The organism is Microbacterium istanbulense (assembly GCF_037204145.1).
GTDB classification, from domain to species: Bacteria; Actinomycetota; Actinomycetes; order Actinomycetales; family Microbacteriaceae; genus Microbacterium; species Microbacterium istanbulense.
The window spans coordinates 1-23683 of record NZ_JBBDGN010000013.1 but is presented as its reverse complement, the minus strand read 5'-3'; the positions used below and the strand labels follow the sequence as shown (position 1 = coordinate 23683).

22 protein-coding genes are annotated in these 23683 nt (G+C 69.7%); 16 read left to right on the top strand and 6 right to left on the bottom strand.

Going from position 1 to position 23683, the window contains the following annotated elements; all coding sequences use genetic code 11:
* Positions 1–199 precede the first annotated feature (199 nt).
* The 4 genes from WDU93_RS12465 (at position 200) to WDU93_RS12450 (ending at position 3856) form a co-directional block, all read left to right on the top strand.
* Positions 200–892 (top strand): phosphocholine cytidylyltransferase family protein, encoded by a 693-nt coding sequence (locus WDU93_RS12465; protein ID WP_337321101.1) that lies wholly within the window; start codon positions 200–202, stop codon positions 890–892.
* 88 nt (positions 893–980) lie between these two features.
* Positions 981–1976, top strand: a complete 996-nt coding sequence (locus WDU93_RS12460; protein ID WP_337321099.1) for a hypothetical protein — start codon at positions 981–983, stop codon at positions 1974–1976.
* 75 nt (positions 1977–2051) lie between these two features.
* A complete protein-coding gene (locus tag WDU93_RS12455) occupies positions 2052–3641 on the top strand; it encodes an acyl-CoA carboxylase subunit beta (protein ID WP_337321098.1) in 1590 nt (529 codons plus the stop codon).
* Complete coding sequence (locus WDU93_RS12450) at positions 3638–3856, top strand: acyl-CoA carboxylase subunit epsilon (protein WP_420064090.1); 219 nt, start codon at positions 3638–3640, stop codon at positions 3854–3856. Before WDU93_RS12455 ends, WDU93_RS12450 begins: the two co-directional genes overlap by 4 nt.
* A gap of 257 nt (positions 3857–4113) precedes the next feature.
* On the opposite strand, the gene WDU93_RS12445 is transcribed toward WDU93_RS12450, so the two are convergent.
* From WDU93_RS12445 to WDU93_RS12430, 4 genes are read right to left on the bottom strand one after another with little or no spacing between them, the layout of a single operon-like run.
* A complete protein-coding gene (locus WDU93_RS12445; RefSeq protein WP_337321096.1) occupies positions 4114–5139 on the bottom strand; it encodes a hypothetical protein in 1026 nt (341 codons plus the stop codon).
* Positions 5136–6377: a sensor histidine kinase gene (locus WDU93_RS12440; protein ID WP_337321094.1), complete on the bottom strand. Its 1242-nt coding sequence runs from the start codon at positions 6375–6377 to the stop codon at positions 5136–5138. The genes WDU93_RS12445 and WDU93_RS12440 overlap by 4 nt, the downstream gene beginning before the upstream one ends.
* Positions 6364–7029, bottom strand: a complete 666-nt coding sequence (locus tag WDU93_RS12435; protein ID WP_337321092.1) for a response regulator transcription factor — start codon at positions 7027–7029, stop codon at positions 6364–6366. The genes WDU93_RS12440 and WDU93_RS12435 overlap by 14 nt, the downstream gene beginning before the upstream one ends.
* Before the next feature lie 28 nt (positions 7030–7057).
* A complete protein-coding gene (locus WDU93_RS12430; protein ID WP_337321091.1) occupies positions 7058–8293 on the bottom strand; it encodes a class I SAM-dependent RNA methyltransferase in 1236 nt (411 codons plus the stop codon).
* A 35-nt stretch (positions 8294–8328) separates the two neighbouring features.
* Between WDU93_RS12430 and WDU93_RS12425 the strand changes: the two genes are divergently transcribed.
* The gene (locus WDU93_RS12425; RefSeq protein ID WP_337321088.1) at positions 8329–8967 is read left to right on the top strand and encodes a Maf family protein; all 639 of its coding nucleotides are present in this window, start codon (positions 8329–8331) and stop codon (positions 8965–8967) included.
* 77 nt (positions 8968–9044) lie between these two features.
* Positions 9045–10811 carry an acetyl/propionyl/methylcrotonyl-CoA carboxylase subunit alpha gene (locus tag WDU93_RS12420; protein ID WP_337321086.1) on the top strand — a complete coding sequence of 589 codons (1767 nt, stop codon included), beginning with the start codon at positions 9045–9047 and terminating at the stop codon, positions 10809–10811.
* A 70-nt stretch (positions 10812–10881) separates the two neighbouring features.
* On the opposite strand, the gene WDU93_RS12415 is transcribed toward WDU93_RS12420, so the two are convergent.
* Positions 10882–12330 carry an NAD(P)H-quinone dehydrogenase gene (locus tag WDU93_RS12415; protein ID WP_337321084.1) on the bottom strand — a complete coding sequence of 483 codons (1449 nt, stop codon included), beginning with the start codon at positions 12328–12330 and terminating at the stop codon, positions 10882–10884.
* Between the two features lie 48 nt (positions 12331–12378).
* Between WDU93_RS12415 and WDU93_RS12410 the strand changes: the two genes are divergently transcribed.
* The 3 genes from WDU93_RS12410 to WDU93_RS12400 all read left to right on the top strand — a co-directional run bounded on the left by WDU93_RS12410 (position 12379) and on the right by WDU93_RS12400 (position 15198).
* Complete coding sequence (locus tag WDU93_RS12410) at positions 12379–13212, top strand: purine-nucleoside phosphorylase (protein ID WP_337321082.1); 834 nt, start codon at positions 12379–12381, stop codon at positions 13210–13212.
* 29 nt (positions 13213–13241) lie between these two features.
* Complete coding sequence (locus tag WDU93_RS12405; protein WP_337321233.1) at positions 13242–14879, top strand: phospho-sugar mutase; 1638 nt, start codon at positions 13242–13244, stop codon at positions 14877–14879.
* Between the two features lie 61 nt (positions 14880–14940).
* The gene (locus WDU93_RS12400; protein WP_337321080.1) at positions 14941–15198 is read left to right on the top strand and encodes an HPr family phosphocarrier protein; all 258 of its coding nucleotides are present in this window, start codon (positions 14941–14943) and stop codon (positions 15196–15198) included.
* A 29-nt stretch (positions 15199–15227) separates the two neighbouring features.
* Here the strand turns inward: WDU93_RS12400 and WDU93_RS12395 are convergent, their stop codons facing one another.
* Positions 15228–17144, bottom strand: a complete 1917-nt coding sequence (locus WDU93_RS12395; protein ID WP_337321078.1) for a BglG family transcription antiterminator — start codon at positions 17142–17144, stop codon at positions 15228–15230.
* A gap of 145 nt (positions 17145–17289) precedes the next feature.
* Between WDU93_RS12395 and WDU93_RS12390 the strand changes: the two genes are divergently transcribed.
* The 7 genes from WDU93_RS12390 (at position 17290) to WDU93_RS12360 (ending at position 23561) form a co-directional block, all read left to right on the top strand.
* The gene (locus WDU93_RS12390; protein ID WP_337321076.1) at positions 17290–17586 is read left to right on the top strand and encodes a PTS sugar transporter subunit IIB; all 297 of its coding nucleotides are present in this window, start codon (positions 17290–17292) and stop codon (positions 17584–17586) included.
* 10 nt (positions 17587–17596) lie between these two features.
* Positions 17597–17878, top strand: coding sequence for an HPr family phosphocarrier protein (locus WDU93_RS12385; RefSeq protein ID WP_337321074.1), 282 nt, complete (start codon positions 17597–17599; stop codon positions 17876–17878).
* A complete protein-coding gene (ptsP, locus tag WDU93_RS12380; protein WP_337321071.1) occupies positions 17875–19545 on the top strand; it encodes a phosphoenolpyruvate--protein phosphotransferase in 1671 nt (556 codons plus the stop codon). Before WDU93_RS12385 ends, ptsP begins: the two co-directional genes overlap by 4 nt.
* Positions 19542–21140: a PTS mannitol transporter subunit IIBC gene (locus WDU93_RS12375; protein WP_337321070.1), complete on the top strand. Its 1599-nt coding sequence runs from the start codon at positions 19542–19544 to the stop codon at positions 21138–21140. Before ptsP ends, WDU93_RS12375 begins: the two co-directional genes overlap by 4 nt.
* Positions 21141–21217: 77 nt before the next feature.
* Positions 21218–21652: a PTS mannitol transporter subunit IIA gene (locus tag WDU93_RS12370; RefSeq protein ID WP_337321068.1), complete on the top strand. Its 435-nt coding sequence runs from the start codon at positions 21218–21220 to the stop codon at positions 21650–21652.
* Complete coding sequence (locus WDU93_RS12365) at positions 21649–22803, top strand: mannitol-1-phosphate 5-dehydrogenase (protein WP_337321066.1); 1155 nt, start codon at positions 21649–21651, stop codon at positions 22801–22803. The genes WDU93_RS12370 and WDU93_RS12365 overlap by 4 nt, the downstream gene beginning before the upstream one ends.
* A 20-nt stretch (positions 22804–22823) precedes the next feature.
* A complete protein-coding gene (locus tag WDU93_RS12360; RefSeq protein WP_337321064.1) occupies positions 22824–23561 on the top strand; it encodes an alpha/beta hydrolase in 738 nt (245 codons plus the stop codon).
* Positions 23562–23683 lie beyond the last annotated feature (122 nt).

Below are 23683 nucleotides of genomic sequence, written 5' to 3'. Positions count from 1 at the left end.
CCCTGACAGCCATGCGAGGATGGATGCACGTTTCGTGCGCCCCACGAACCTGAGCGTCCGGTGTGCACTCGGTCACGAAATGGCAACGGGCCCTCTGCTGCCCGCAGTCTCCCAGGTCACATCGCTACCATTGCGTCGGCACGAAGAGGTGTCCGGTCGGTGAATCGACCGTGAACACCATTCTTTCAAGGGGGACTCCGTGACTCTTCAGACCGTCATTCTCGCAGCCGGCATGGGCTCGCGCCTCGGCCGCGCTCTGCCGAAGCCGCTCACCGAACTGAGCGATGGCCGCACCATCATGCAGCAGCAGCACGAGAACATCCGTGCCGCCTTCGGCACCGATGCCCGCCTCACCACCGTCGTCGGCTATCGCGCCGAGGCCATCATCGAGGCCTTCCCCCGCGTCAACTACGTGCACAACGAGCGTTACGACGTCACCAACACCTCCAAGAGCCTCCTGCGCGCCCTCGCCGCGACCGGCCGCGGCGGTGTGCTGTGGATGAACGGCGACGTCGTGTTCGACCCGCGCATCCTCGGCCGCGCGGTGGAATTCATCGAACGCGACCAGTCGTTCGTCACCGTCAACACCGCCAAGGTGAGCGACGAAGAGGTCAAGTACACCGTCACCGCAGAGGGCTTCATCAAGGAGCTCTCCAAGACCGTCAAGGGCGGGCTTGGCGAGGCCGTCGGCATCAACTACATCTCGGCGGCTGACAAGAAGGCGTTCATGCGCCAGCTGCAGCGCGTCGACGACCAGGACTACTTCGAGCGCGGCCTGGAGCTGGCGATCGCCGAAGACGGCCTGCTGCTCGAGCCGATGGACGTCTCCGACCTGTACGCGGTCGAGGTCGACTTCGCCGAAGACCTGGAGCGTGCGAACCTCTTCGTCTGAGGCCACCGAGTCTGTCACCGAGAGCCCGCCCCGATCCGTCGGGGCGGGCTCTCGGCGTTCTTGCGGATGCCGTGCATAGGATCTCCCCATGCGCGAAAAGGTGCACAAGATCCACTCGCTCCCGGCCGACGCCCCGTGGGACACTCCCGTCCCGCCCCCTGGCTCCCCGGAGCACCCCCTCACTGTGCGCGGAATCGACCGCGTACTCGCCGTGCAGCGCCCCTTCGTCGTCGCGCACCTGCGCAGCATCCGGCTGCGCCACCCGCACGCGACGCCGGCCGAGATCATCCGCATCCTCGAGAACCGCTACCTCGCCGCTGTGACCACCGGCGGCGCGGCCGTCGGCGCGACCGCCGTGATCCCCGGCATCGGCACCGGTGTCACTCTCGCGCTCTCTGGCGTCGAGACGGTCGGCTTCATGGAGTCCACTGCCCTGTTCGCGCAGTCGATCGCCGAGGTGCATGGCATCGCGATTGAGAACCCCGACCGCGCCCGGGCCCTGGTGATGACCCTCATGCTGGGCAAGGAGGGCGTCGACCTCGTCTCGCAGCTGGCGCACCAAGCCACCGGCAAGGGCGCAGCCCGTCAGACGTACTGGGGCGAGCTGATCACAAAGTCCCTCCCCCGCGCCGCGGTGGGTCCGCTGGTCGATCGACTCAAGACCGCGTTCGTGCATCAGTTCGCTGCCCGGGGCGGCGCGTCCTTCATCGGCAAGGCCCTGCCCTTCGGCATCGGCGCCGCCGTCGGCGGGGCGGGCAATCACCTGCTGGGTCGCCGCGTGCTCACCACCTCGCGCCGCGCGTTCCCCGCGCCGCCTTTCCAGCTGCCGCCCGAGCTCGAGCCCGTGGAGGGCACCCGAAAGGTCGAGGTACGGATGCTGCACGGCGCACGCAGCGTCGGCTCGGCCGTCGCCTCAACGGCAGGCACCGTCGCCCGTGGCGTCGGAGCGGTCGGCCGTCGCGTCGGCGACGCAGGACAGAAGGCCGGAGGGATGCTTCGCCGACGACCCAAGGATGCGATCGAGCCGGCATCCGAGGAGCCGGCCGACCTGCCCGGGCCGCCGACCTCGGCCGAACGCCGCTGATCCGCCAAAGGATCTGGCCGGGCATTGTGGCGAGCATCCAACGGCAGCGCGCGCCCCGGCGCTAGTGTGGAATTCGTGACGGACACCCCTGACCTCTCGACCACGGCCGCCAAGATCGCGGACCTCCGCGCCCGCTTCACCGAGGCGGTCGTCGAACCGGAGAAGATCGCCCAGGAGAAGCAGCACGCCAAGGGCAAGATGACTGCCCGCGAGCGCATCGAGCTTCTCGTCGACAACGGCAGCTTCGTCGAGTTCGATGAGTACGTGCGGCACCGCACCACCGCCTTCGGCATGGACCGCAACCGCCCGTACGGTGACTCTGTCGTCACGGGTGTCGCGACCATCCACGGCCGCACGGTGGCGGTGTACTCGCAGGACTTCACCACCTTCGGCGGATCCCTCGGCGAGGTCGCCGGCGACAAGATCATCAAGATCATGGAGTTCGCACTGCAGGGCGGCATGCCCATCGTCGGCATCCTCGACTCAGGCGGCGCGCGCATCCAGGAGGGCGTGCTGGCACTGAGCAAGTACGGAGAGATCTTCCGCCTGAACACGCGCGCCTCGGGCGTCATCCCGCAGATCTCGATCATCATGGGTCCGGCCGCCGGTGGCGCCGTGTACGGCCCGGCGTTGACCGACTTCGTGATCATGGTCGACAAGACCAGCCAGATGTTCGTCACCGGCCCCGACGTGATCAAGACCGTCACCGGCGAGGACGTCGGCATGGAGGAGCTCGGTGGCGCGTACACGCACAACACCCGCTCCGGTGTCGCCCACTACCTCGCCTCTGACGAGGACGATGCGCTCGACTATGCGCGCACGCTGCTGAGCTACCTGCCCGACAACAACATGGCAGAGCTGCCGGGTTACGAGAGTGGCTTCGAGTTTGAGACGACGGATGCCGACCGTGTGCTGAACACGATCATCCCCGACTCCCCCAACCAGCCCTACGACATCCACACGGTCATCCAGCACGTCGTCGACGAGGGAGACTTCCTCGAGGTGCAGCCGCTGTTCGCCCCGAACATCGTGATCGGTTTCGGCCGCGTCGAGGGCCGTTCGGTCGGCATCATCGCCAACCAGCCGTCGCAGATGGCCGGCACGCTGAACATCGAGGCCGGCGAGAAGGCCAGCCGCTTCGTGCGCTTCTGCGACGCCTTCTCGATCCCGATCGTCACGCTCGTCGACGTGCCCGGCTACCTGCCCGGCACCGACCAGGAGTGGACCGGCGTCATCCGCCGTGGCGCGAAGCTCATCTACGCCTACGCCGAGGCCACGGTGCCGCTGGTGACGGTGATCCTGCGAAAGGCCTACGGCGGTGCGTACATCGTGATGGGCTCCAAGCAGCTCGGCGCCGACGTGAATCTCGCGTGGCCGACCGCGGAGATCGCCGTGATGGGCGGCCAGGGCGCGGTCAACATCCTCTACCGTGGCGAGATCAAGCGCGCTGAAGAGGCCGGCGAAGACGTCGCTGCCGTGCGCACCCGCCTGGCCAACGAGTACACCTATAGCGTGACCTCCCCGTTCCTTGCCGCAGAGCGTGGCGAGATCGATGGCATCATCGAGCCCGCCGGCACCCGCGTCGCAGTCGCCAAGGCGCTGCGCGCCCTGCGTGGCAAGCGTTCGGAGCTGCCGCCGAAGAAGCACGGGAACATCCCGCTGTGAGCGAGAACACCGAGCAGCCGGCGATGGAGATCCTGCGAGGCTCCCCCACAGCGGAGGAGCTCGCAGCTCTCATCGCGGTCGTCAGCGACGCCTACACGCGCGAAGCGGCGGATGCGGTCGCCGAGGAGCCCCACGTCTCGGCCTGGCAGCGCACGCAGCGCGGCATCCGCCGACCCTTGCGTCGAGACATTCCCTGGGGTCGATTTTCGGGCTGAGTCCAGAATCTACGCGTGTCCCCCGAAATACCTACAGACAGACTGCTTGCAGATCGAGAGACTTATACCAACGCTTCGCGTTAGGCGGTCGCTCTGTCCCAGGGTAGACAGACGTTACACCGCCCATCTGCGGACAGTTTTCGGGTAGCTGTTCCGCAACTGGCGAGGGGCGGGCGGCTTCGCCGCCCCTCGCCCATCTCTTCCCGCCACGCTTCTGCGTGCTCGTGCATCCGCGCTCTACGCGCGCAGATCGGCTCTCACTGAGCGGAGGCTGCGCCGTCGGGCGCCACCCGGCGGATCTCGTGCCAGAGGTCCACGGAATCCTCATCGTGCGAAGCGCCCGCCGCCGCACGCCCGACCACCGTCACAGCGATGACCTCGTCACGCCCGGCGCGGATGATCACCCGATCTGACCGCACGGCGGCCAGCACATCGGCCAGCTCATCGCGGATCTCGGCCCGACGCGCTTCGTCGACCTCGTCGAGTCCGCCCTCGTCGAACACGGTCACCATCACGCCGCGCCGCCGGGCATCCTGGATCGCATCGCGCACGGCGTCGTTGAGCAGGCTCGCGCCGCGCAGCTCATCGCGCAACCGTCCCTCGGCCAGACGCGCCTCCAGGCGCTCCTCCTCGGTCAGGTGCCCGCCCGTGGCCACGGTGCGCCCCAGTACCGGCCCGGCGACGGCGAGGGCCATCTGCACCCGCAGGCGACGCTCCCGCTGGCGCACGAGTTGCGTGGCATGCCACGACGACACCGCTCGCTGGATGTCGGCGAACCGCTCCGTGTCGCGCACGGCCCGGTCCCAGAAGAACACGAGCAGCTGCGCCAGGGTGATCCAGGTGATCGAGCCGACGAGGCCGAGGTTGAACGCCCCGCCGACACCGAGGTACGCGCAGGCAGAGACGGTGAGCACCACGAGGACCGCCCAGCCGAACAGCGCCCGTCGCCGCACGATGCACACCACACCGAGCACACCGACTGCGCCGATGTACCAGGTGGCGAAGCCGGCCACGCGCATCGCCGGCTCCAGTGCCAGGCTGACCAGCGAAGGCACCACCGCGCCGGCGACCAGCGCCTGCACGGCCGCCCACAGGGGCATCCGCACGTGTGTGGCAGAGTCGGCGAGCACCGCGATCAGGACCGACGTGAGGTACACACCGATGCCGGCCACCATCAGGAGCGGCGCAGCAGGTTGCTCGACCCACCACACGGCCCTGGCGACGAAGTAGACCGCGAATCCGAGCGCGAGGGCGGTCAGCATGCTGCGGACGGTGCGCGTCATCGCTGCCTCCAGGTGAGTTCGACGACCGTGCCCGCGGCATCGGACCGGATGTCAGCGGTGCCGGCCACGGCCGCCATGCGGGCGATGATCGATGCCCGGATGCCGAGGCGATCCTCACCGATGCTGTCGAGGTCGAATCCGGGCCCGTTGTCTTGCACGAGCACCCGCAACGGCGTGGCAGGAGACGCATCCACGACCACGTGCAGACCGCGCCCCTCGGCGTGGCTGAACGCGTTGCCGATCGCCTGTCGGGCAGCGAGCACCATGGCCCGCGCCACCCGCTCGGGGACGACCGCGTGCGCGCCCCGTTCCTCGACCACGGCATCCGCCCCGAGCTCGGAGAGCGAACGCCGCAACTCGGAGGCGATCTGACTGACCGCCACTGGCGTCTCGTTGCCCTCCTGGGCGAAGGATGCCTCGGTGTTGGCCAGACGGGTGAGCGCTTCACGGGCCATGGCCACCGCCAGATCACGTTCGCGGTCGGTCGAGGCGCGCTCTGCTGAGATCAGCGCGGCGAGCACGCTGTCGTGCATGAGCGCGGCCACGGCCACGCGCTCTTCTTCTGCCGCCGTGGCCGCGGCGGCAGCGGCGTAGGCGGTGACGGCACGCGAGCGCACCTCGTCGACGCCGCTCGCGACCTGACGGAACATCCAGCCGAGCGAGATGATCACCATGCCGAGGATGAGGGTGAACGACACGTCGAATCCGGTCGTGATCCAGAACCCCTGCGCGAACTCGCCCTGCACGAGGCGCACGTAGCCGTACACGAAGGGCAGGCCGGCGGCCCAGGCGAACTGCAGCGGTGCGGGGAAGGCGATCAGCGCGGCGACGACACCGATGTTGACCAAGAAGAAGATCCAGGGCTGATCGTTCGCCGCGGCCGGCGCCGAGAGATCGAGCACGAACGGCCACAGCAGAAGGGCGACGACGTAGGCGACGGCGAACACGCCGGAGGTCTGCTTGGCCCAGCGTCCGGTGAGGCACCCGATGATCATCGCCAGCAGCGGCCCGAACACGAGCACCATCATGGCGATCCGCGGCACGTCGGGCGTGCTGAGGCTTGAGATCGCAGCGATCAGGGCCTGCGCACCGAGCACGGTCGAGCCGAGCGCTGCGACGATCTGCAGGATGCGCTCCATACGCTGCCCGGTGAACCGCTCGAACTGCGCAGACCCCGCCTCGGGCGCGGGGATCTGGCTCCACGCCGCGCGGATCGCGCGGGCGTCAGCTGCCGGCACTCGTGGCTCCGTCCGGCGCGACCAGCCCGTCTTCCATCGCGCGGCGCAAGAGGTCGACCTTCGTCGGCGCTGGACGCCCGACCTCGACGTATTTCACGCGCACGCGGGTGATGTTCTCCTTGGCGGTCGAATACGCGACGCCCAGCCGGTCGGCGACGGCCTTCAGCGGGAGACCGGTGGCGTACAGGCGCAGCACCTCGCGTTCGCGCGAGGACAGCTGTGCGTCGGCGAACTCGCGGTCGCCGTCTACGGCACTCGCCCACTCCACGTTGTTCAGGGCCTCTCCCCTGGCCACTGTGTGGATCGCGTCGAGCACGTCATCCAGCGCGGAGGATTTGCTGACCACGCCCGCCGCACCCGCGACCAGGGCCTCGCGCACGGCAGTCGGCCGGTCGGCGACGCTGTGGATGACCACGCTTGCCCCGTCGGCGACCAGGGTCGCCACGTTCTCGGTCACGGTGGTGCCGTCACCGAGGGTGAGGTCCAGCACGACGACATCCACCGGCGGGGCATCGGCGGTCGCCCGCCAGGCCAGGTACTCCTTGACGGAGGCGCCGGAGAACACGACCGCCTGCTGACCGTCGCGCAGACACGCGGCCTCCAGGCCGAGTCGGACGGATTCGTGGTCGTCGATGAGGGCGACGGTGCTCATTTACACAGCCTACCGAGCCGCGCGGCGTTCACCGGGCCAGCAGGGCGACGGTCTCGAAGTGGTGCGAGTGCGGGAACAGGTCGAAGGCCCGCAGCATCTGCACCTGCCATCCCTTCTCGCGGAAGGTGCCGAGGTCGCGCGCGAGCGCCACCGGGTCGCACGCGACGTAGGCGATGGCCTCGGGGTCGAGCGCATCCAGCGACTCGACCACGGCGCGACCCGCACCCGAACGCGGCGGGTCGAGTACGACGACGCCGGCCCTGGTCTCGGCCGGGATGCCGGCGAGGAAGCGGTCGACACGGTCGGTGACGGCCTGCACGTCCAGGTCGATGAGGTTGCGGGCGGCGTGCTCTGTCGCGCGCCGGTCGGATTCGACGGTGACGATGTCGGTTGCGCCGCGGCCGGCGAGCGTCGCGGAGAACAGACCGACGCCGCCGTAGAGGTCGAAGTGGGTGGCATCCGCATCGACCCGGCCGGCGATCATGTCGTCGACCGCGTCGTGCAGGGTCGTGGCGGCATCCGGATGCACCTGCCAGAACCCGCCGGCGTCGAGGGCGAACTCGCGGCCGGCGACCCGCTCGACCACCTGCTGTTCGCGCGGACGCGCGCCCTGACTGCGTCGACCGCTCGCGCGACGCCCGCGCTCGGGCCGCGGGAGCACCCGGACTCGGCCGTCGGCGGGCTCGACGAGATCGACACGGCCCGGCTGCAGGCCGCGCAGCGACAGCGCCTCGGCAGCGACGGCAGGGCGAGCGAGCGGATGCGATGCCACCTCGATCACCCGGTGGCTCCGGGCGGCATACGGGCCGATGCGCCCGTCGTCGCCGACGTGCAGGGTCACGCGCGTGCGCCACGCGGTGCCGTCCTCGCTCCCCCGCGCCTCGACCTCGGGCGCCACGAGTCCCTCGCCGGCGAACCGGTCCAGCGCCTCCTGCAGCACCTGCTGCTTGAGAACCCGCTGGTGGCCGATCTCGATGTGGCCCAAGTCGGCGCCGCCGGCACGATCCTGCGGGTCGCGGTCGAGACCTGCCTCTGCCCACACGTGCGCGCGGCGATGCGGCGAGGCCTCGAGCACCTCGACGGTGTCGGCGCGCCAGAACCGCCGATCCGCACCGGCGCCTTCATCGAGGCGGGCGCGTACGCGCTCACCAGGGATGGCATCGGCGACGAACACGACACGCCCTTCATGCCGGGCGATGGCGGTGCCGCCGTGGGCGAATCCGGTGAGGTCGAGGTCGAGCATCTCGCGCGCGGGGGAGGTCATCCTTCCAGGATCCCATACCGGCTAGCGTGGACGGCATGCGCGTGATGCTCGCTTCCACCTCCCCTGCCCGTCTCATGCTGCTGCGGCAGGCGGGCATCGAACCCCTCACCGACTCTCCCCTCGTGGATGAGGATGCGGTGGCAGCCGCCGCCGAGCAGGAGCGCGGCTCGGCGCTCGCTCCCGAAGAGCTGGTGCTGCTGCTCGCGCGAGCGAAGGCCGCCGAGGTGGCCGGGCGCCTCGCCGCCGAACAGCCCGATTTCGACGGGCTCGTGATCGGCGGCGACTCGATGTTCGCGCTCGGCGGGCAGGTGTACGGCAAGCCCTACACGGCCGAAGAGGCCACGCGTCGCTGGCACGAGATGCGCGGCGCCACCGGAGTTCTGCACTCCGGCCACAGCGTGTTCCGCCTCCGTCCGGGGGCCGAGCCCGAAGAGGCCGCCGCGGTCGCCCAATCGTCGGTGACCTTCGCCGATGACATCTCCGACGAAGAGATCGCGGCGTACGTGGCATCCGGCGAGCCGTTGCTCGTGGCCGGGGCCTTCACCGTCGACAGCCTGGGCGGCCCTTTCATCACCCGCGTCGACGGTGATCCCTCGACCGTGGTGGGCATGTCGCTGTCGACACTGCGCCGTCTCACCACCGAACTCGGGGTCCGCTGGACCGACCTCTGGTAGTAGCACCACACGATTCGCCTGATTTCTTGTGGAGAGTCGTCAAAAGGATCCCGCCCGCACTCGCTAGGCTGAACCTCATGCCTGATATCGCCAAGGTGCTCATCGCGAACCGCGGCGAGATCGCCGTACGCATCATCCGCGCCGCCCGGGACTCCGGGATCTCCTCTGTCGCCGTGTACGCCGACCAGGATCGCGACGCGATGCACACGCGACTCGCCGACGAGGCCTATGCCCTCGACGGCACGACCAGCGCCGACACCTACCTGCAGATCGACAAGATCCTCTCGGTGGCCCGCCGTGCCGGAGCCGACGCCGTGCACCCCGGCTACGGGTTCCTCGCCGAGAACGCCGACTTCGCGCGCGCGGTCATCGGCGCCGGCATGACCTGGATCGGCCCGTCACCCGACGCGATCGAGGCCCTCGGCGACAAGGTCACCGCCCGCCACGTCGCCGAGAAGGTGGGCGCCCCTCTCGCCCCCGGCACCCCCGGCCCGGTGTCGGGCGCGGACGAGGTCATCGCCTTCGCCGAGCAGTACGGTCTGCCCATCGCCATCAAGGCCGCCTACGGCGGCGGCGGTCGCGGCCTCAAGGTCGCCCGGGAACTCGACGAGGTCGCCGAGCTGTTCGAGTCGGCCACGCGCGAGGCCGTTGCCGCCTTCGGTCGCGGCGAATGCTTCGTGGAGAAGTACCTCGACAAGCCGCGTCACGTCGAGACGCAGTGTCTGGCGGATGCCGAGGGCAATGTCGTCGTGATCTCGACCCGCGACTGCTCCCTGCAGCGCCGCCACCAGAAGCTCGTCGAGGAGGCGCCCGCGCCGTTCCTCACCCCGGAGCAGAACGAGGCGCTGTACACCGCGTCGAAGGCCATCCTCAAGGAGGTCGGCTACGTCGGCGCCGGCACCTGCGAGTTCCTCATCGGCGCCGACGGCACCGTGTCGTTCCTCGAGGTGAACACCCGCCTGCAGGTCGAGCACCCGGTCTCCGAAGAGGTCACCGGCATCGACCTCGTGCGCGAGCAGTTCCGCATCGCCGCCGGTGGCACCATCGACTACGCCGACCCCGAGCCGCAGGGGCACTCGATCGAGTTCCGCATCAACGGTGAGGACCCGGGTCGCGGGTTCCTCCCCCAGCCCGGCCCGATCCACGTCTTCAAGACCTTCGGCGGCCCCGGCATCCGTCTCGACTCCGGCGTCACCGCCGGTGATTCGGTCTCGGGCGCGTTCGACTCGCTGCTGGCGAAGATCATCGTCACCGGCAAGGACCGTGAAGAGGCGCTCGAGCGCTCCCGCCGCGCGTTGGACGAGTTCGAGGTCGCGGGTATGCCCACCGTGCTGCCGTTCCACCGCAAGGTGGTGCGCGACCCCGCGTTCACTGCGGAGGACGGCACCTTCGGCGTCTACACCCGCTGGATCGAGACCGAGTTCGTCAACGACATCCCCGCGTGGGACGGCGAGCTGGAGTCGCCGGAGTCGGTCAAGGGCCGTCACACGGTCGTCGTCGAGGTCGGCGGCAAGCGCCTCGAGGTGAGCCTGCCCGACCGCGTCGCCGTGGCCGCCGGCACCGCCGGACGCCCGGCCGCCGTGCCGCCGTCGCGCCGCAGCCACGCCACCACTGCCAACGCCGGAGCCTCCGGCGACGCCGTGAAGTCGCCGATGCAGGCCACCGTCGTCAAGGTCGCCGTCGAAGAGGGCCAGCAGGTCGTCAAGGGCGACCTCGTCGTCGTGCTCGAGGCGATGAAGATGGAGCAGCCGCTGCAGGCGCACAAGGACGGCGTGGTGGGCAACATCAACGCGGATGCCGGTGCCACCGTCTCGGCCGGGCACCAGCTGCTGACGATCTCCTGACGTCACACAGACTCCAACGCGAAGGGCGCCCCACCGAGGTGGGGCGCCCTTCGCGTGTTCGGCGTGCGGGTCAGGCCGAGGTGACCTGGTGCATCGCGCGGCTGGCATCCGTGATGCTGCTCGAGAGCGACGGGTAGGCGGCGAACACGCGCGAGACCTGATCGACCGTGAGGCGTCGTTCGACGGCGACGGCGATCGGGTAGATGAGCTCCGAGGCCTTGGGGCCGACGATGACGCCGCCGATGACCGTGCCGGATCCCTTGCGCGCGATGAGCTTGACGAAGCCGTCCTTGATGCCCATCATCTTCGCGCGCGGGTTGGCCGCCAGCGGCAGCTTGAACACGATGCCGTCGGCGACGCCGTTCTCGACGTCCTGCTCCGAGTAGCCGACCGTGGCGATCTCAGGGGCCGTGAAGATGTTGGCGGTGATCTTGACCTGATCGAGCGGGATCACGATGTCGCCGAGGGCGTGGAACACCGCGGTGCGGCCCTGCATCGAAGCCACAGAGGCCAGCGGGTAGAAGTTCGTGCAGTCGCCGACGGCGTAGATGTTGGGAACCGAGGTGCGCGCGACGCGGTTCACGCGGACGTGGCCGCTCTCGGTGAGCTCGACGCCCGCCTCCTCCAGCCCGATGCCGGCGGTGTTGGGCACCGAGCCGACGGCCATGAGGCAGTGGCTGCCCTCGACGGTGCGCCCGTCGGCGAGGTGCACGATGACGCCGGTGTCGGTGGCCTCGACGCGGTCGGCGCGGGCCTTGGACAGCAGCTGCATCCCGCCGCGACGGAACACCTTCTCGAGCACCTTGGCGGCATCCTTGTCCTCACCGGGCAGCACCTGCTCACGGCTCGAGACGAGGCTCACCTTGGAGCCGAGGTTCATGTACGCCGAGGCGAACTCCGCGCCGGTGACACCGGAACCCACCACGACGAGGTGCTCCGGCACCTCCTTCATGTCGTACAGCTGGGTCCAGGTGAGGATGCGCTTGCCGTCCGGCTTGGCGGTGGGCAGCTCCCGCGGCGACGCGCCGACGGCCACGACGATGGTGTCGGCCTCGACGCGGTCGAAGTCCGTGCCGCCGGGGGCAGTTGAGACGATGATCGCGTTCGTGCCCTCCAGACGACCGAAGCCGGGGAGGATGCGAACACCGGCCTCGAGCAGCGACGCGCGCATGTCCTCAGACTGCTGGGCGGCGAGCGCCAGCAGACGCTTGTTGACGGCCGCGAGGTTGATGGCCACCTCGGGCTTGAGCGGCTTGCCGTTCTGACCCTTGGCGTAGAACTGCACGCCGAGGTCGGTGGCCTCAGCGATCGCGACGGCGGCATCGGCGGTGGCGATCAGGCTCTTCGACGGCACGACGTCGGTGAGCACGGCGGATCCACCCACGCCGACCGCCTCGACGAGGGTGACGTCGGCACCCAGCTGCGCGGCCGCAAGGGCCGCCTCGTAGCCACCGGGGCCGCCGCCGAGCACAGCGATGCTCTGGGTGTTCGCAAAGGGGGTCTGAGACATGCTCTCCATTCTTCCGCAATCCTGGCAGGGTCGACGTCACCTTCCTAGACTCGACCTATGACCGAAAATCAGGACAACCCCCTCGACGACCCGAACGCGAACCCGTTCGAGATCGCCGCACTCGCGGCCGCCGACATCGCCCGGCTCACCGGCGTCGAGAAGCACGACATCGCCCTCACGCTCGGCTCGGGGTGGGGCAAGGCCGCCGAGCTCATCGGCGAGACCGTCGCGACCATCCCCGCGACCGAGGTGACCGGCTTCTCCAAGCCCGCCCTCGACGGCCACGTGGGCACGCTGCGCAGCATCTGCACCCCGGACGGCAAGCACGTTCTCGTGATCGGCGCCCGCACCCACTACTACGAGGGCCACGGCGTGCGCCGCGTGGTGCACAGTGTGCGCACCGCCGCCGCCACCGGCGCCAAGATCATGGTGCTCACCAACGGCGCCGGTGGTGTCCGTGAGACGTGGAAGCCCGGCCAGCCGGTGCTCATCAGCGACCACATCAACCTCACCGCGGACTCCCCGCTAGAGGGCGCGACGTTCATCGACCTCACCGACCTGTACTCGACCCGCCTGCGCGAGGTCGCCCGCGGCGTCGACCCGACGCTCGACGAGGGCGTGTACACCCAGTTCCGCGGCCCGCACTACGAGACGCCAGCCGAGGTGCAGATGGCCAAGCGCATCGGCGGTGACATCGTCGGTATGTCCACCGCACTCGAGGCGATCGCCGCCCGCGAGGCCGGCATGGAGATCCTCGGATTCTCGCTGATCACCAACCTCGCCGCCGGCATCCAGGAGACCCCGCTCAGCCACGCCGAGGTCATCGAGGCCGGCCGTGAGGCCGAACCGGTGATCAGCGCGCTGCTGGCCCGCGTGATCGAGGCGCTGTGAGCGACCGGCTGGCCCAGGCCCGCGCCTGGATGCGCCAGGATCCCGATGCCGAAACCCGCGATGAGCTCGCCGGGGTGATCACGCGTGCCGGGGGCGGAGATGCCGCGGCGATCGCCGACCTCGACGACCGCTTCGGCACCCGCCTGGCCTTCGGCACGGCCGGCTTGCGCGGCGAGCTCGGCGCGGGGACCAACCGCATGAACCGGGTGCTCGTCACCCAGGCGGCCGCCGGATTCGCCGCGTTCCTCACCGAACGCGCCGCCGGCACGCGCGCGACCGTGGTGATCGGATACGACGGTCGGCGCAACTCGCGGCGCTTCGCGCAGGACTCGGCCGAGATCTTCGCCGGCGCCGGTCTGCGCGCCATCCTGCTGCCCCGCCTGCTGCCGACGCCCGTGCTCGCGTTCGCCGTGCGCCATCTGTCGGCCGATGCGGGCGTGATGGTCACCGCCAGCCACAACCCGCCGAACGACAACGGGTACAAGGTGTACCTGGGTGGTGCCGACAACGGCTCGCAGATCGTCGCACCCGTCGACGAAGAGATCGCCGGGCACATCCAGCGGGTGGCGGAGGCCGGTCCGATCACCGATCTGGCCAGGTCGACCGATTACGAGACCGCCGGCGAAGACGTCGTGAACGCCTACATCGCCGCGACCGCCGCCGTCGCTCCGGCACCCGAGGCGGCACGGGGCACGCGCTGGGTGTACACGGCCATGCACGGTGTGGGCTGGGAGACGTTTGCGCGCATCCTCGACGCCGCCGGCTATCCGCGCCCGCGCACGGTTGACGCGCAACTGCAGCCCGACGCGACCTTCCGCACCGTGTCGTTCCCGAACCCCGAGGAGCCCGGCGCGATGGATCTGTCGTTCGCTCGCGCGCGCGGCACCGGTGCGGAGTTCATCATCGCGAACGACCCCGACGCCGACCGCCTGGCCGTCGCCGTTCCGGATGCTGCGGCCGACGGCGGCTGGCGTCGCCTGACCGGCAACGAGGTGGGCCTGCTGCTCGGCTGGCGTGCCGCGCGCGCCGCACAGGGCACCCCTGGCGCATCGCTCGCCTGCTCGCTGGTCTCCTCCCCCGGCCTCGGGGCGATCGCCGAGGCGTACGGGCTGGACTTCCACGAGACCCTCACGGGCTTCAAGTGGATCTCCCGCGCCCCCGGCATGGTGTTCGGTTTCGAGGAGGCCCTCGGCTACCTGGTGAACCCGGAGACGGTGCGCGACAAGGATGGCCTCTCGGCCGCTGTCGCACTGCTGGGCCTCGCGGCCGAGGCGAAGGAGCGCGAGACGACCATCGCGGGCCTGCTCGATGAGCTCGGCGCTCAGATCGGTCACTTCGCCAGCGGACAGGTGTCGCTGCGCGTGGATGACCTCAGCGTGATCTCGAACACGATGGCCTCGCTGCGAGCGCAGGCGCCGACAGCATTCGGCGAGCGCACCGTCGCGGCCGCCGAGGATCTCGCGGCGGGTGTCGCCGGTGCCCCGGCGGGCGATGTGCTGCGCTACCGCCTCACGGACGGTTCCCGGGTGATCGTGCGCCCCAGCGGCACGGAGCCGAAACTGAAGGTCTACATCGACGCGCGCGCCGACTCCGCCGAGCAGGCGGCGGTCGCCGTCACCGAACTCGAGGATGCCGTGCGCACGCTCCTGGCGGAGCGCTCGGCCTGAGCCGGTCGGTCTCCGGGCGACGGGTGACCGCCCGGTGCCCGGAGACGACTACGATCCAGACATGCCTTCCCGTCGAGTGACCATCACCACCCACAACGGCGCGCATGCGCGCCCTGTCGCGGAGCTGGTGCGGTTGGCCCAGTCGCATCCCGCCCCGGTGCTGCTGCGCACCACCAGCGGCGCTGAAGTCGACCTGAGCAGCGTGCTCGCGGTGATGGATCTGGCGCTCGCCTCCGGCGACGAGGTGGTCTTGGAGACCCCGCGGGATGCCGACGGCGTGCTCGACCAGATGGCGGCTGTCCTCGACCCCGCCTCCTGACCGGCCGGGCCTTCTGACCGGCCGGGTGATCAGCCGTCGATGACGGCGACGAGCTCGTCGAGGAACGACTCGAAGCTCGTCGCACGGCGCACGATGCGCTGCACGCTCTCGCGTTCGCTGAACACTTCGACGAGCTGCTCGAACACGGTCTGGAACGCCGCGCGGTCACTCTCACTGAACGCGGCGAGCGCGACGACCTGTACCCGGCCGTCGCCCCAGGCCGCCGAGCCGTCGGCGACGCCGATCGCGATCGCCGTGCGCGCGGCGGTCATCTGCAGCGCGTGCGGCACGGCGAGGGCGTCGGTGAACGCGGTCGATGACATCCGCTCCCGCAGGATGGTGTTCTCGATGTAGTCCTCGCCGATGAGCCCGGTGGCGGTGAGCGTGGCACCCAGGCGACGGATGATGGCCTCCTCGCCCTCATCCGGCAGCGGGCGGATGAACGCCTCCGCGTGGAAGTAGCGGGCGAGCTCCTCGCGAAGCCGCGCCAGGCGACGCCCGCGTCGCACGCGGCCCGCCGCCTGCTGCACCCGCTCGATGTCGGTGTCGGTGAGGAAGGGCTGGATCCGCACGAACCGGTCTCCCCGCGCCCCCGGCTCGATCGTGCTGAGCACGAGGTCGGTGTCGAAGGCCGTCCAGTCCGGATTCACCTCGGTGACCACACCAGTCACCTCGATGGCCTGCCCCAGCGAACGGTCGACGCTCGAGCGCAGCAGCTCATGCAGTTCGTAATATCCGGGGCAGACGATCGTCGCGGTGAGGATCGTGGAGGCCTTGCGGCTGCGCTCCATGCGTCCTCCGACGTGCATCGCGATGTAGGCGATCTCGTCGTCGTGGATAGGCGTGCCCAGTCGTTCGTGCAGTCCGCTCGCGATCGAGACCGCAACCTCGAAGATCATCGGATACGAGGTCTTCAGCGAACGGGTGAGCGGGTTGCGCGTGAATCCCTGTTCTTCGTGGCGGCGCAGCAGATTCTGCACGTGCAACGCGAGTCGCAGTACAAAGGCGTCGTCGTCGAGGTCGACGCCGTAGTCGATCGCGGCGCGCACGATCTCGGCGCGCACGGCCTCCTCCACGGTCGGGTCGACACCGCTGCGAGCCGCAGCGCCTCCGGCATCATCGCCGGGAGCCACCACACGGGTGAGCACGAGCATTGCCAGATGGTCGCTGTCGCCGGCGCCGAGGCTGACGGCGAAGTGCTCCTGGGCGAGCCGGGCGATCACCTCCCCCACCTGCGGGATCTCGGGGCGTGCGGCGGGCTGACCGGCTTCGAGCACGTGACCTGCGGCGACCCGGTCGGCGGCGATCGCCACGTGCAGCAGCACATCCGAGATCGCCAGCTCGTTGACATAGAACCCCAGCCCGCCGAGTTCGCGCACCAGCGCGGTCTTGAAGGGCGCCACGGCCTGCGGATCCACCGCGTCGCCGATCAACGCGCGCCGGAAGGTGTCAGGGTGGAACGACGCGGCATCCATCTCGTCATGTGCCAAGCGACTCAGCAGTCGACGGCGCGCCGCCTCCGAGCCACGCAGGCGCACCCTGTCACGATCGCGCTCGAGGGTGAGTCCGCTGCCGTCCAGGCGGGTCCTGACCCTGGCCAGGTCGGATTCGATCGTCGCGTCGCTGACGTGCAGCCCTGCCGCAGCGGCGAACACGTCGACGCCGTCGGGCGTGCTGAGCAGCGACCGCACAAGGTGTTGCAGGCGATCCCTGGGGGCGGAATCCGGCCCGGTGCGGGCCTGCAGCGCCTCTCGGGCTGCGTCCCCCGCCCGGTAGCCCGCCGGTCCCGACTCGATCGCGCCGGGCACGCGGACATTGACCGAGGCGACGTACGAGCGGATGCTGCGCGGGGTGACGCCGAGCAGATCGGCGAGGGCTCCTGCGGTCGCCCAGCCGCGCTGACGAATCAGGGTGGCGAGGAGTTGATCCTGGCGCTGTCGCGACATGTTCCTCCTGCTCGCTCCGATGCTCGTCCCATCTTGCCAGTCCCGGAGCCTTCCGGGTGCCGGGGCATGTTCCGCAGGGGCGGAAAGAAGTATGGTGGCGCGCACTCCGCATCTTTCACAGACTGTTCCCAGGAGGGTGGCATCGATGAAGATCCTGATCGTGTGCGGCGCGGGGGCGTCGAGCACATTCGTCGCGCAGCGGCTCAGAAGAGCCGCTACAGACAGGGGTCTTGACTGGCACACCGCCGCCGGCGTCGAAGCAAGCGTGGGGGCCGAGTCGTTCGATCTCGTTCTGCTCGGCCCACACATGGCGGATCGCCTCGATGCCATCAGCCGGGCCACCCAGGCTCCGGTGGCGCTGCTGCCGGACGACGTGTTCTCCGACCGCGACGGCTCCCGCACCCTGGCCCTCGCTCACGAACTTCTGACCTCTCACCGGTGAAAGGAACACCATGACGCTCTCACGCACCGTCCGGATCGGCTCCTCACACGGGCTGCATGCCCGGCCCGCGAAACTGTTCGCGCAGGCGGCCAAGGACTCAGGCCTGACCGTGACGATTGCCAAGGACTCCGGCAAGCCCGTCAACGCCGCGAGCATCCTCGGTGTCATCGCCCTCGCGATCGAGCACGGCGACTACGTCACGCTCACCGCGGAGGGTGACGGCGCGGAGGGCGTGCTGGACACCCTCACCGAGCTGCTCACCACCGACCACGACCAGGAGGCAGCCGGATGACCGAGTTGCGTGGAGTGGGCATCGGCCTCGGCGTTGCGCAGGGGCCTGTCGAGCGTATGAGCGAGGCCCTGCCGGCCCCGGAGAACACCCCCAGCACGCAGGGCGGCGACGTCGAGCGCGCCCGGGTGCGCGAGGCCATCACGGCCGTCGCCCGTGGTCTCGAAGAGCGCGGCGCGCAGGCAGGCGGGGCCGCACAAGAAGTGCTCGAGGCCCAGGCGATGATCGCCGAGGACCCGACGCTGCAAGACGAGGTCGATGCGCGCATCAACGCAGGGAGCACCGCCGAATGGGCCGTGCACGACGCCTTCGCCGGCTTCCGTGCCACCCTCGAAGCTGTCGGCGGTTATCTCGGAGAGCGCGCAGCCGACCTGGATGACATCGCCCAGCGTGTGCTCGCACACCTGCGCGGTGTCTCGGCGCCCGGGGTGCCCGACCCCGGGCATCCGTTCGTGCTGGTCGCCCGCGATCTCGCGCCCGCCGACACGGCCCTGCTGAACCTGGATCAGGTGCTCGCCTTGGTGACCACCGACGGTGGCCCCACCTCGCACACGGCGATCCTCGCCCGCGAGAAGGGCATCGTCGCGATCGTCGGTGCGGCCGATGCCGCCGGACTTGCGACCGGCGAGACGGTCATCGTGGATGCCGCGGCCGGTACCGTCACCACTGACCCCACCGCCGACGAGCTGGAGCGCGCTGCGCATCGGGCGGCTGAGCGCGCCTCGGCCGACTCCGCTCCGCTCACGCCGGGTGCCCTGGCCGATGGCACCGCCATTCCGCTGCTGGCCAACCTCGGCAAGCCGGCAGACGCGATCGACGCCGTCGCCCGCGGTGCGGAAGGTGTGGGCCTGTTCCGCACCGAGTTCCTCTTCCTGTCCTCGTCGCAGGCGCCGACCGTCGGCGAGCAGCGCGAGGCCTACCGCGAGCTGCTGGCGGCGTTCCCCGGCAAGAAGGTCGTGGTGCGGATGCTGGATGCCGGCGCCGACAAGCCCTTGGCGTTCCTCAACGACGCACACGAGGAGAACCCGGCCCTGGGTCTGCGTGGCCTGCGGGCCCTGCGCGCCAGCGAGGACATCCTGCGTGAGCAGCTCACGGCGCTGGCCGAGGCGGATGCCGAAACCGAGGCTGACCTCTGGGTGATGGCCCCGATGGTCGCCACCGTCGAGGAGACCGTCTACTTCACCGGACTCGCCCGCGAATACGGTCTGAAGACGGCCGGCGTCATGGTCGAGGTGCCGGCGAGCGCCCTGCTCGCCGACCGAGTGCTCGCGCACGCCGACTTCGCGTCGATCGGCACCAACGACCTCACCCAGTACACGATGGCCGCCGACCGCCTGCTCGGCTCGGTGGCCGGTTTCCAGGACCCGTGGCACCCCGCGGTGCTGCGCCTGGTGCGCGAGGTGGGCGCCGCCGGCGCCCGTCTCGGCAAGCCCGTCGGCATTTGCGGTGAGGCTGCGGCCGACCCGCTGCTGGCGGTCGTCCTCGTCGGCCTGGGCGCGACATCGCTGTCGATGGCACCCTCCGCCCTTGCCGATGTGCGAGCCACCCTCCTCGCACACTCCCTCTCCGATGCCCAGCGCATCGCCGAGGCAGCCCTCGCCGCAGATGATGCGACATCCGCCCGAGCCGCGGCCCAGAACGCGGCAGCACACAAGGAGACACACTCATGACAACGGCGTCGACGACATCACGCGCGGGAGGTGCACGCGTCGCGGTCCAGCGATTCGGCACATTCCTCTCGGGCATGATCATGCCCAACATCGCGGCCTTCATCGCGTGGGGCTTCATCACAATGCTCTTCATCTCAGTCGGCTGGCTGGGCGGGTGGCATCCCGTCTCCGACCTCATCGGTGGTTTCGGCAACGCCGATCTCATCAACTGGCCGGGTGCCATGACCGCCCTCGCCGAGGACGCTGAGGGCAACACCTTCGCCCAGTTCGTCGGTCTCGTCGGCCCGATGGTGACCTACCTTCTGCCCCTGCTGATCGCGAACACCGGTGGCCGCATGGTCTACGGCGAGCGCGGTGGTGTGGTCGCCACGATCGCCACGATGGGTGTCATCGTCGGCACGAACATCCCGATGTTCCTCGGCGCGATGATCATGGGCCCGCTGGCGGCGTGGATCACCAAGAAGATGGACAGCATCTGGGACGGCAAGATCAAGGCCGGCTTCGAGATGCTGGTGAACAACTTCTCGGCTGGCATCCTCGGCATGCTGCTCGCGATCGTCGGCTTCTTCGTCTTCGGTCCGGTGATGCTCGGCATCAGCAGCTTCCTCGGCGCGATCGTCGACTGGCTGGTCACGTACCAGTTGCTGCCCCTGCTGTCGATCGTCGTCGAGCCGGCGAAGGTGCTGTTCCTCAACAACGCCATCAACCACGGCGTGTTCACCCCGCTCGCCCTGCAGCAGGCAGAAGAGGCCGGCAAGTCGATCCTCTTCCTCATCGAGGCCAACCCCGGCCCCGGTATCGGTCTGCTGCTCGCCTTCTCGTTCTTCGGTGTCGGACAGGCCAAGGCCTCGGCCCCGGGCGCGGCGATCATCCACTTCTTCGGCGGCATCCACGAGATCTACTTCCCGTACGCGCTGAGCAAGCCGGCCACCATCCTCGCCCTCATCGCCGGTGGCGCGACCGGTGTCACCACGAACATGCTCCTCGGCGGCGGTCTCGCCTTCCCTGCGGCCCCCGGCAGCATCATCGCCGTGACCGCGGCGGCGATCCCCCCGGCCGCCGGTGGCGTGGCGAACCTGCTCGTCGTGTACTTGTCGGTGCTGCTCGCCGCGACCGTGACGTTCCTCATCACGGCGGCGATCCTGCGGGCCTCGCGCAAGCGTGACCTGGCGGCCGAGGCCGACACGTTCGGCGCGGCGATCGCGCAGACCGAGGCCAACAAGGGCAAGTCGTCCGCCGCGATGGACGCGCTGCGCGCCTCGAGCGGTGCCGGCGCCGCGGCCGTCACCACCGACCGCGAGATCAAGACGATCGTGTTCGCGTGCGACGCCGGCATGGGCTCCTCCGCGATGGGTGCGAGCGTGCTGCGCAACAAGTTCAAGAAGGCCGGCATCGAAGACCTCACGATCACCAACAAGGCGATCGCGAACCTCGATGGCACCGAAGACCTCATCATCACGCAGCAGCAGCTGACCGAGCGCGCCCAGGGCCGCAACGCAGGTGCCGTGCATGTTTCGGTGGACAACTTCATGAACTCCCCGAAGTATGAAGAGGTCGTCGAGATGGTTCGCGCACAGCGCGGCACCGACGCCTGACACAGACCGGCGGGGCGGGTGCCACGGCATCCGTCCCGCCGCACCACTTGCAGCATCCGCCACCGAAAGGACACACGATGAGCGTTCTCACCCTCGACCAGGTTCGGATCCATCCGGGCAGCGCCACCCAGGAGGAGGCCCTGCAGGAGGTCGCCGACATGCTCGTGGCGGCGGGAGCCGTCACCCCGGCCTACCTCGACGCGATGCGTCAGCGCGAGGCGACCGTCTCGACGTACATGGGCAACGGCCTGGCGATCCCGCACGGCACGAACGATGCGAAGGATGCCATCCTTGCTTCCGCCCTCGCCGTGGTGCGGTACGACGGCGGCGTGGACTGGGCGGGCGAGCGGGCGAACTTCGTGATCGGCATCGCCGGCCGCGGCGACGAGCACCTCGAGATCCTCTCGCAGATCGCCATCCTCTTCTCCGACGAGGATGACGTGGCGCGCCTCGCCGGGGTGGCCACGGCAGATGAGCTGTTCGCGGAGCTCTCGGCGGTGAACGAAGGATGAAGGCCGTCCACTTCGGCGCCGGCAACATCGGGCGCGGGTTCGTCGGGCTGCTGCTGCACCAGGGTGGCTACGAGGTCGTCTTCTCGGATGTCGCCGACCAGCTGGTCGACGCGATCAACGCCGTCGACAGCTACACCGTGCACGAGGCCGGCCCCGGCGGTGTCGACCACGAGGTCACCGGCTTCCGTGCGGTGAACAGCCGCACGGACCCGGAGGTCGTGGCCGATGAGGTTGCCACGGCCGACGTCGTCACCACCGCGGTGGGCCCGACCGTGCTGCGCTTCGTCGCACCGTCGATCGTCGCCGGCCTGCGGCGCCGCTCGGCAGGTGCAGCGCCGGTGCAGATCATGGCGTGCGAGAACGCGATCGGGGCGACCGACCTGCTGCGCGCCGAGATCGAGAACGCTGCCGGAGAGGATGCCGCAGAGCTCACCGCCCGCGCGGTGTTCGCCAACACCGCCGTCGACCGGATCGTCCCGGCGCAGCCTGAGGGATCGGGCGTCAACGTGACCGTCGAGCCCTACTTCGAGTGGGCCATCGAGGCGCCGCCGTTCGGCGACGCGCTGCCCGAGATCCCTGGCGCACACTTCGTCGAGGACCTCGGCCCGTACATCGAACGGAAGCTCTTCACGGTCAACACCGGACACGCGGCGACGGCATACTTCGGCGCCCAGGCCGGCATTGAGCGCATCTCTGACGCGCTCGCCGACCCGGCCATCGCCGCCGCGGTCTCCGCCGCCTTGGAAGAGACCTCGGCGGTCCTCACCGCCGTGCATGGCCTCGACCCGGCCGAACTGGCGGTGTATCGCGCGACGATCCTCGACCGGTTCCGCAACCCGGAGCTTGTCGACACCGTCCAGCGCGTGGGCCGCCAGCCCCTGCGCAAGCTCTCGCGCCACGAACGGTTCATCGGACCGGCATCCATGGCCGCCGAGCGGGGCCTGTCGACGGCGGCCCTGGTCGGTGCGGTCGCGGCGGCGCTGGCGTTCGACGACCCGGCCGACGAGCAGTCCGTGCAGATGCAGGAGCTCGAGCGCACCGAGGATGCCGCGGCATTCACCGTGACCGTGACCGGGCTCGAGGCGGAGCATCCGCTGTTCTCGGCCGTGGAGACGGCCGTGCGGGTGCGCCAGCAGCAGCTGGCATCCTGAGCACCGTAAAATCTGAACACGTGCAGAGAAGACGCGGCCGACGCCTTGCCCGATGGATCCTGGGCGGCGTGGCCGCGTTTCTCGTGCTCGCCGTACTGGGTGTCGCGGTGTGGAGTCAGGTCGGTGTGATGGCGGCCGAGCCTGGGCCGCTGGCCGAGGTGCGCGCGAACCCGGCGATCACCGTGACGGATGCGCCCGAGGGGATCGTGCTGGCTCCTGCCGACGGTGCCTCCGATGTCGGGCTGGTGTTCATCCCCGGCGCGAAGGTCGATCCGTGGGCGTACGCCGCGATCCTGCAGGATACGGCGGCCGCGGGCACGACCGTGGTCATCACCCGACCGTGGCTGAATCTCGCGTTCTTCGACCTGCGCGGTCTGGACTCGTTCACGTCGGCGGCACCGGCGGTGTCGTCGTGGGCCGTGGGTGGGCACTCACTGGGCGGCGTCCGGGCCTGCCAGTTGACGGCCGATGCTGATGCCCTGGTGCTGTTCGGTTCGTACTGCGCGACCGATCTCTCGGCCGATGATCTGCCCACGTTGAGCCTGTCCGGTAGCGAGGATGGTCTGTCCACGCCCGAGAAGATCGCGGACGCCCGGCATCTGCTGCCCGAAGACGCCGAGCTGGTCGAGCTCGACGGTGCCGCCCACGCCTCCTTCGGCGACTACGGCCCGCAGGCGGGCGACGGCACGCCGACCCTGACCGATGCCGAGATGCACGCCGAGGTCTCGTCGTTCCTGGCCCCCTTCCTAACCCCCTAACCCGCCTCCCCTCTCTCCCCCTCTCCCCCTCTCTCCTTCTCCCCGCCTCCCTGTCTCCCTGCCGGGTTTGGGGCGGATTTCTGCGTTTGGGGCGGTCGTGGGGCGCCCCAAACGCGAGAATG

What these genes read in the sequence shown, in the direction of transcription:
- WDU93_RS12460 (WP_337321099.1), top strand. Translation starts at nt 981, where the DNA reads ATGCGCGAAAAGGTGCACAAGATCCACTCGCTCCCGGCCGACGCCCCG.
- WDU93_RS12445 (WP_337321096.1), bottom strand. Translation starts at nt 5,139, where the DNA reads ATGACGCGCACCGTCCGCAGCATGCTGACCGCCCTCGCGCTCGGATTC.
- WDU93_RS12435 (WP_337321092.1), bottom strand. Translation starts at nt 7,029, where the DNA reads ATGAGCACCGTCGCCCTCATCGACGACCACGAATCCGTCCGACTCGGC.
- WDU93_RS12430 (WP_337321091.1), bottom strand. Translation starts at nt 8,293, where the DNA reads ATGACCTCCCCCGCGCGCGAGATGCTCGACCTCGACCTCACCGGATTC.
- WDU93_RS12425 (WP_337321088.1), top strand. Translation starts at nt 8,329, where the DNA reads ATGCGCGTGATGCTCGCTTCCACCTCCCCTGCCCGTCTCATGCTGCTG.
- WDU93_RS12420 (WP_337321086.1), top strand. Translation starts at nt 9,045, where the DNA reads ATGCCTGATATCGCCAAGGTGCTCATCGCGAACCGCGGCGAGATCGCC.
- WDU93_RS12415 (WP_337321084.1), bottom strand. Translation starts at nt 12,330, where the DNA reads ATGGAGAGCATGTCTCAGACCCCCTTTGCGAACACCCAGAGCATCGCT.
- WDU93_RS12410 (WP_337321082.1), top strand. Translation starts at nt 12,379, where the DNA reads ATGACCGAAAATCAGGACAACCCCCTCGACGACCCGAACGCGAACCCG.
- WDU93_RS12405 (WP_337321233.1), top strand. Translation starts at nt 13,242, where the DNA reads ATGCGCCAGGATCCCGATGCCGAAACCCGCGATGAGCTCGCCGGGGTG.
- WDU93_RS12400 (WP_337321080.1), top strand. Translation starts at nt 14,941, where the DNA reads ATGCCTTCCCGTCGAGTGACCATCACCACCCACAACGGCGCGCATGCG.
- WDU93_RS12395 (WP_337321078.1), bottom strand. Translation starts at nt 17,144, where the DNA reads ATGTCGCGACAGCGCCAGGATCAACTCCTCGCCACCCTGATTCGTCAG.
- WDU93_RS12390 (WP_337321076.1), top strand. Translation starts at nt 17,290, where the DNA reads ATGAAGATCCTGATCGTGTGCGGCGCGGGGGCGTCGAGCACATTCGTC.
- WDU93_RS12385 (WP_337321074.1), top strand. Translation starts at nt 17,597, where the DNA reads ATGACGCTCTCACGCACCGTCCGGATCGGCTCCTCACACGGGCTGCAT.
- ptsP (WP_337321071.1), top strand. Translation starts at nt 17,875, where the DNA reads ATGACCGAGTTGCGTGGAGTGGGCATCGGCCTCGGCGTTGCGCAGGGG.
- WDU93_RS12375 (WP_337321070.1), top strand. Translation starts at nt 19,542, where the DNA reads ATGACAACGGCGTCGACGACATCACGCGCGGGAGGTGCACGCGTCGCG.
- WDU93_RS12370 (WP_337321068.1), top strand. Translation starts at nt 21,218, where the DNA reads ATGAGCGTTCTCACCCTCGACCAGGTTCGGATCCATCCGGGCAGCGCC.
- WDU93_RS12365 (WP_337321066.1), top strand. Translation starts at nt 21,649, where the DNA reads ATGAAGGCCGTCCACTTCGGCGCCGGCAACATCGGGCGCGGGTTCGTC.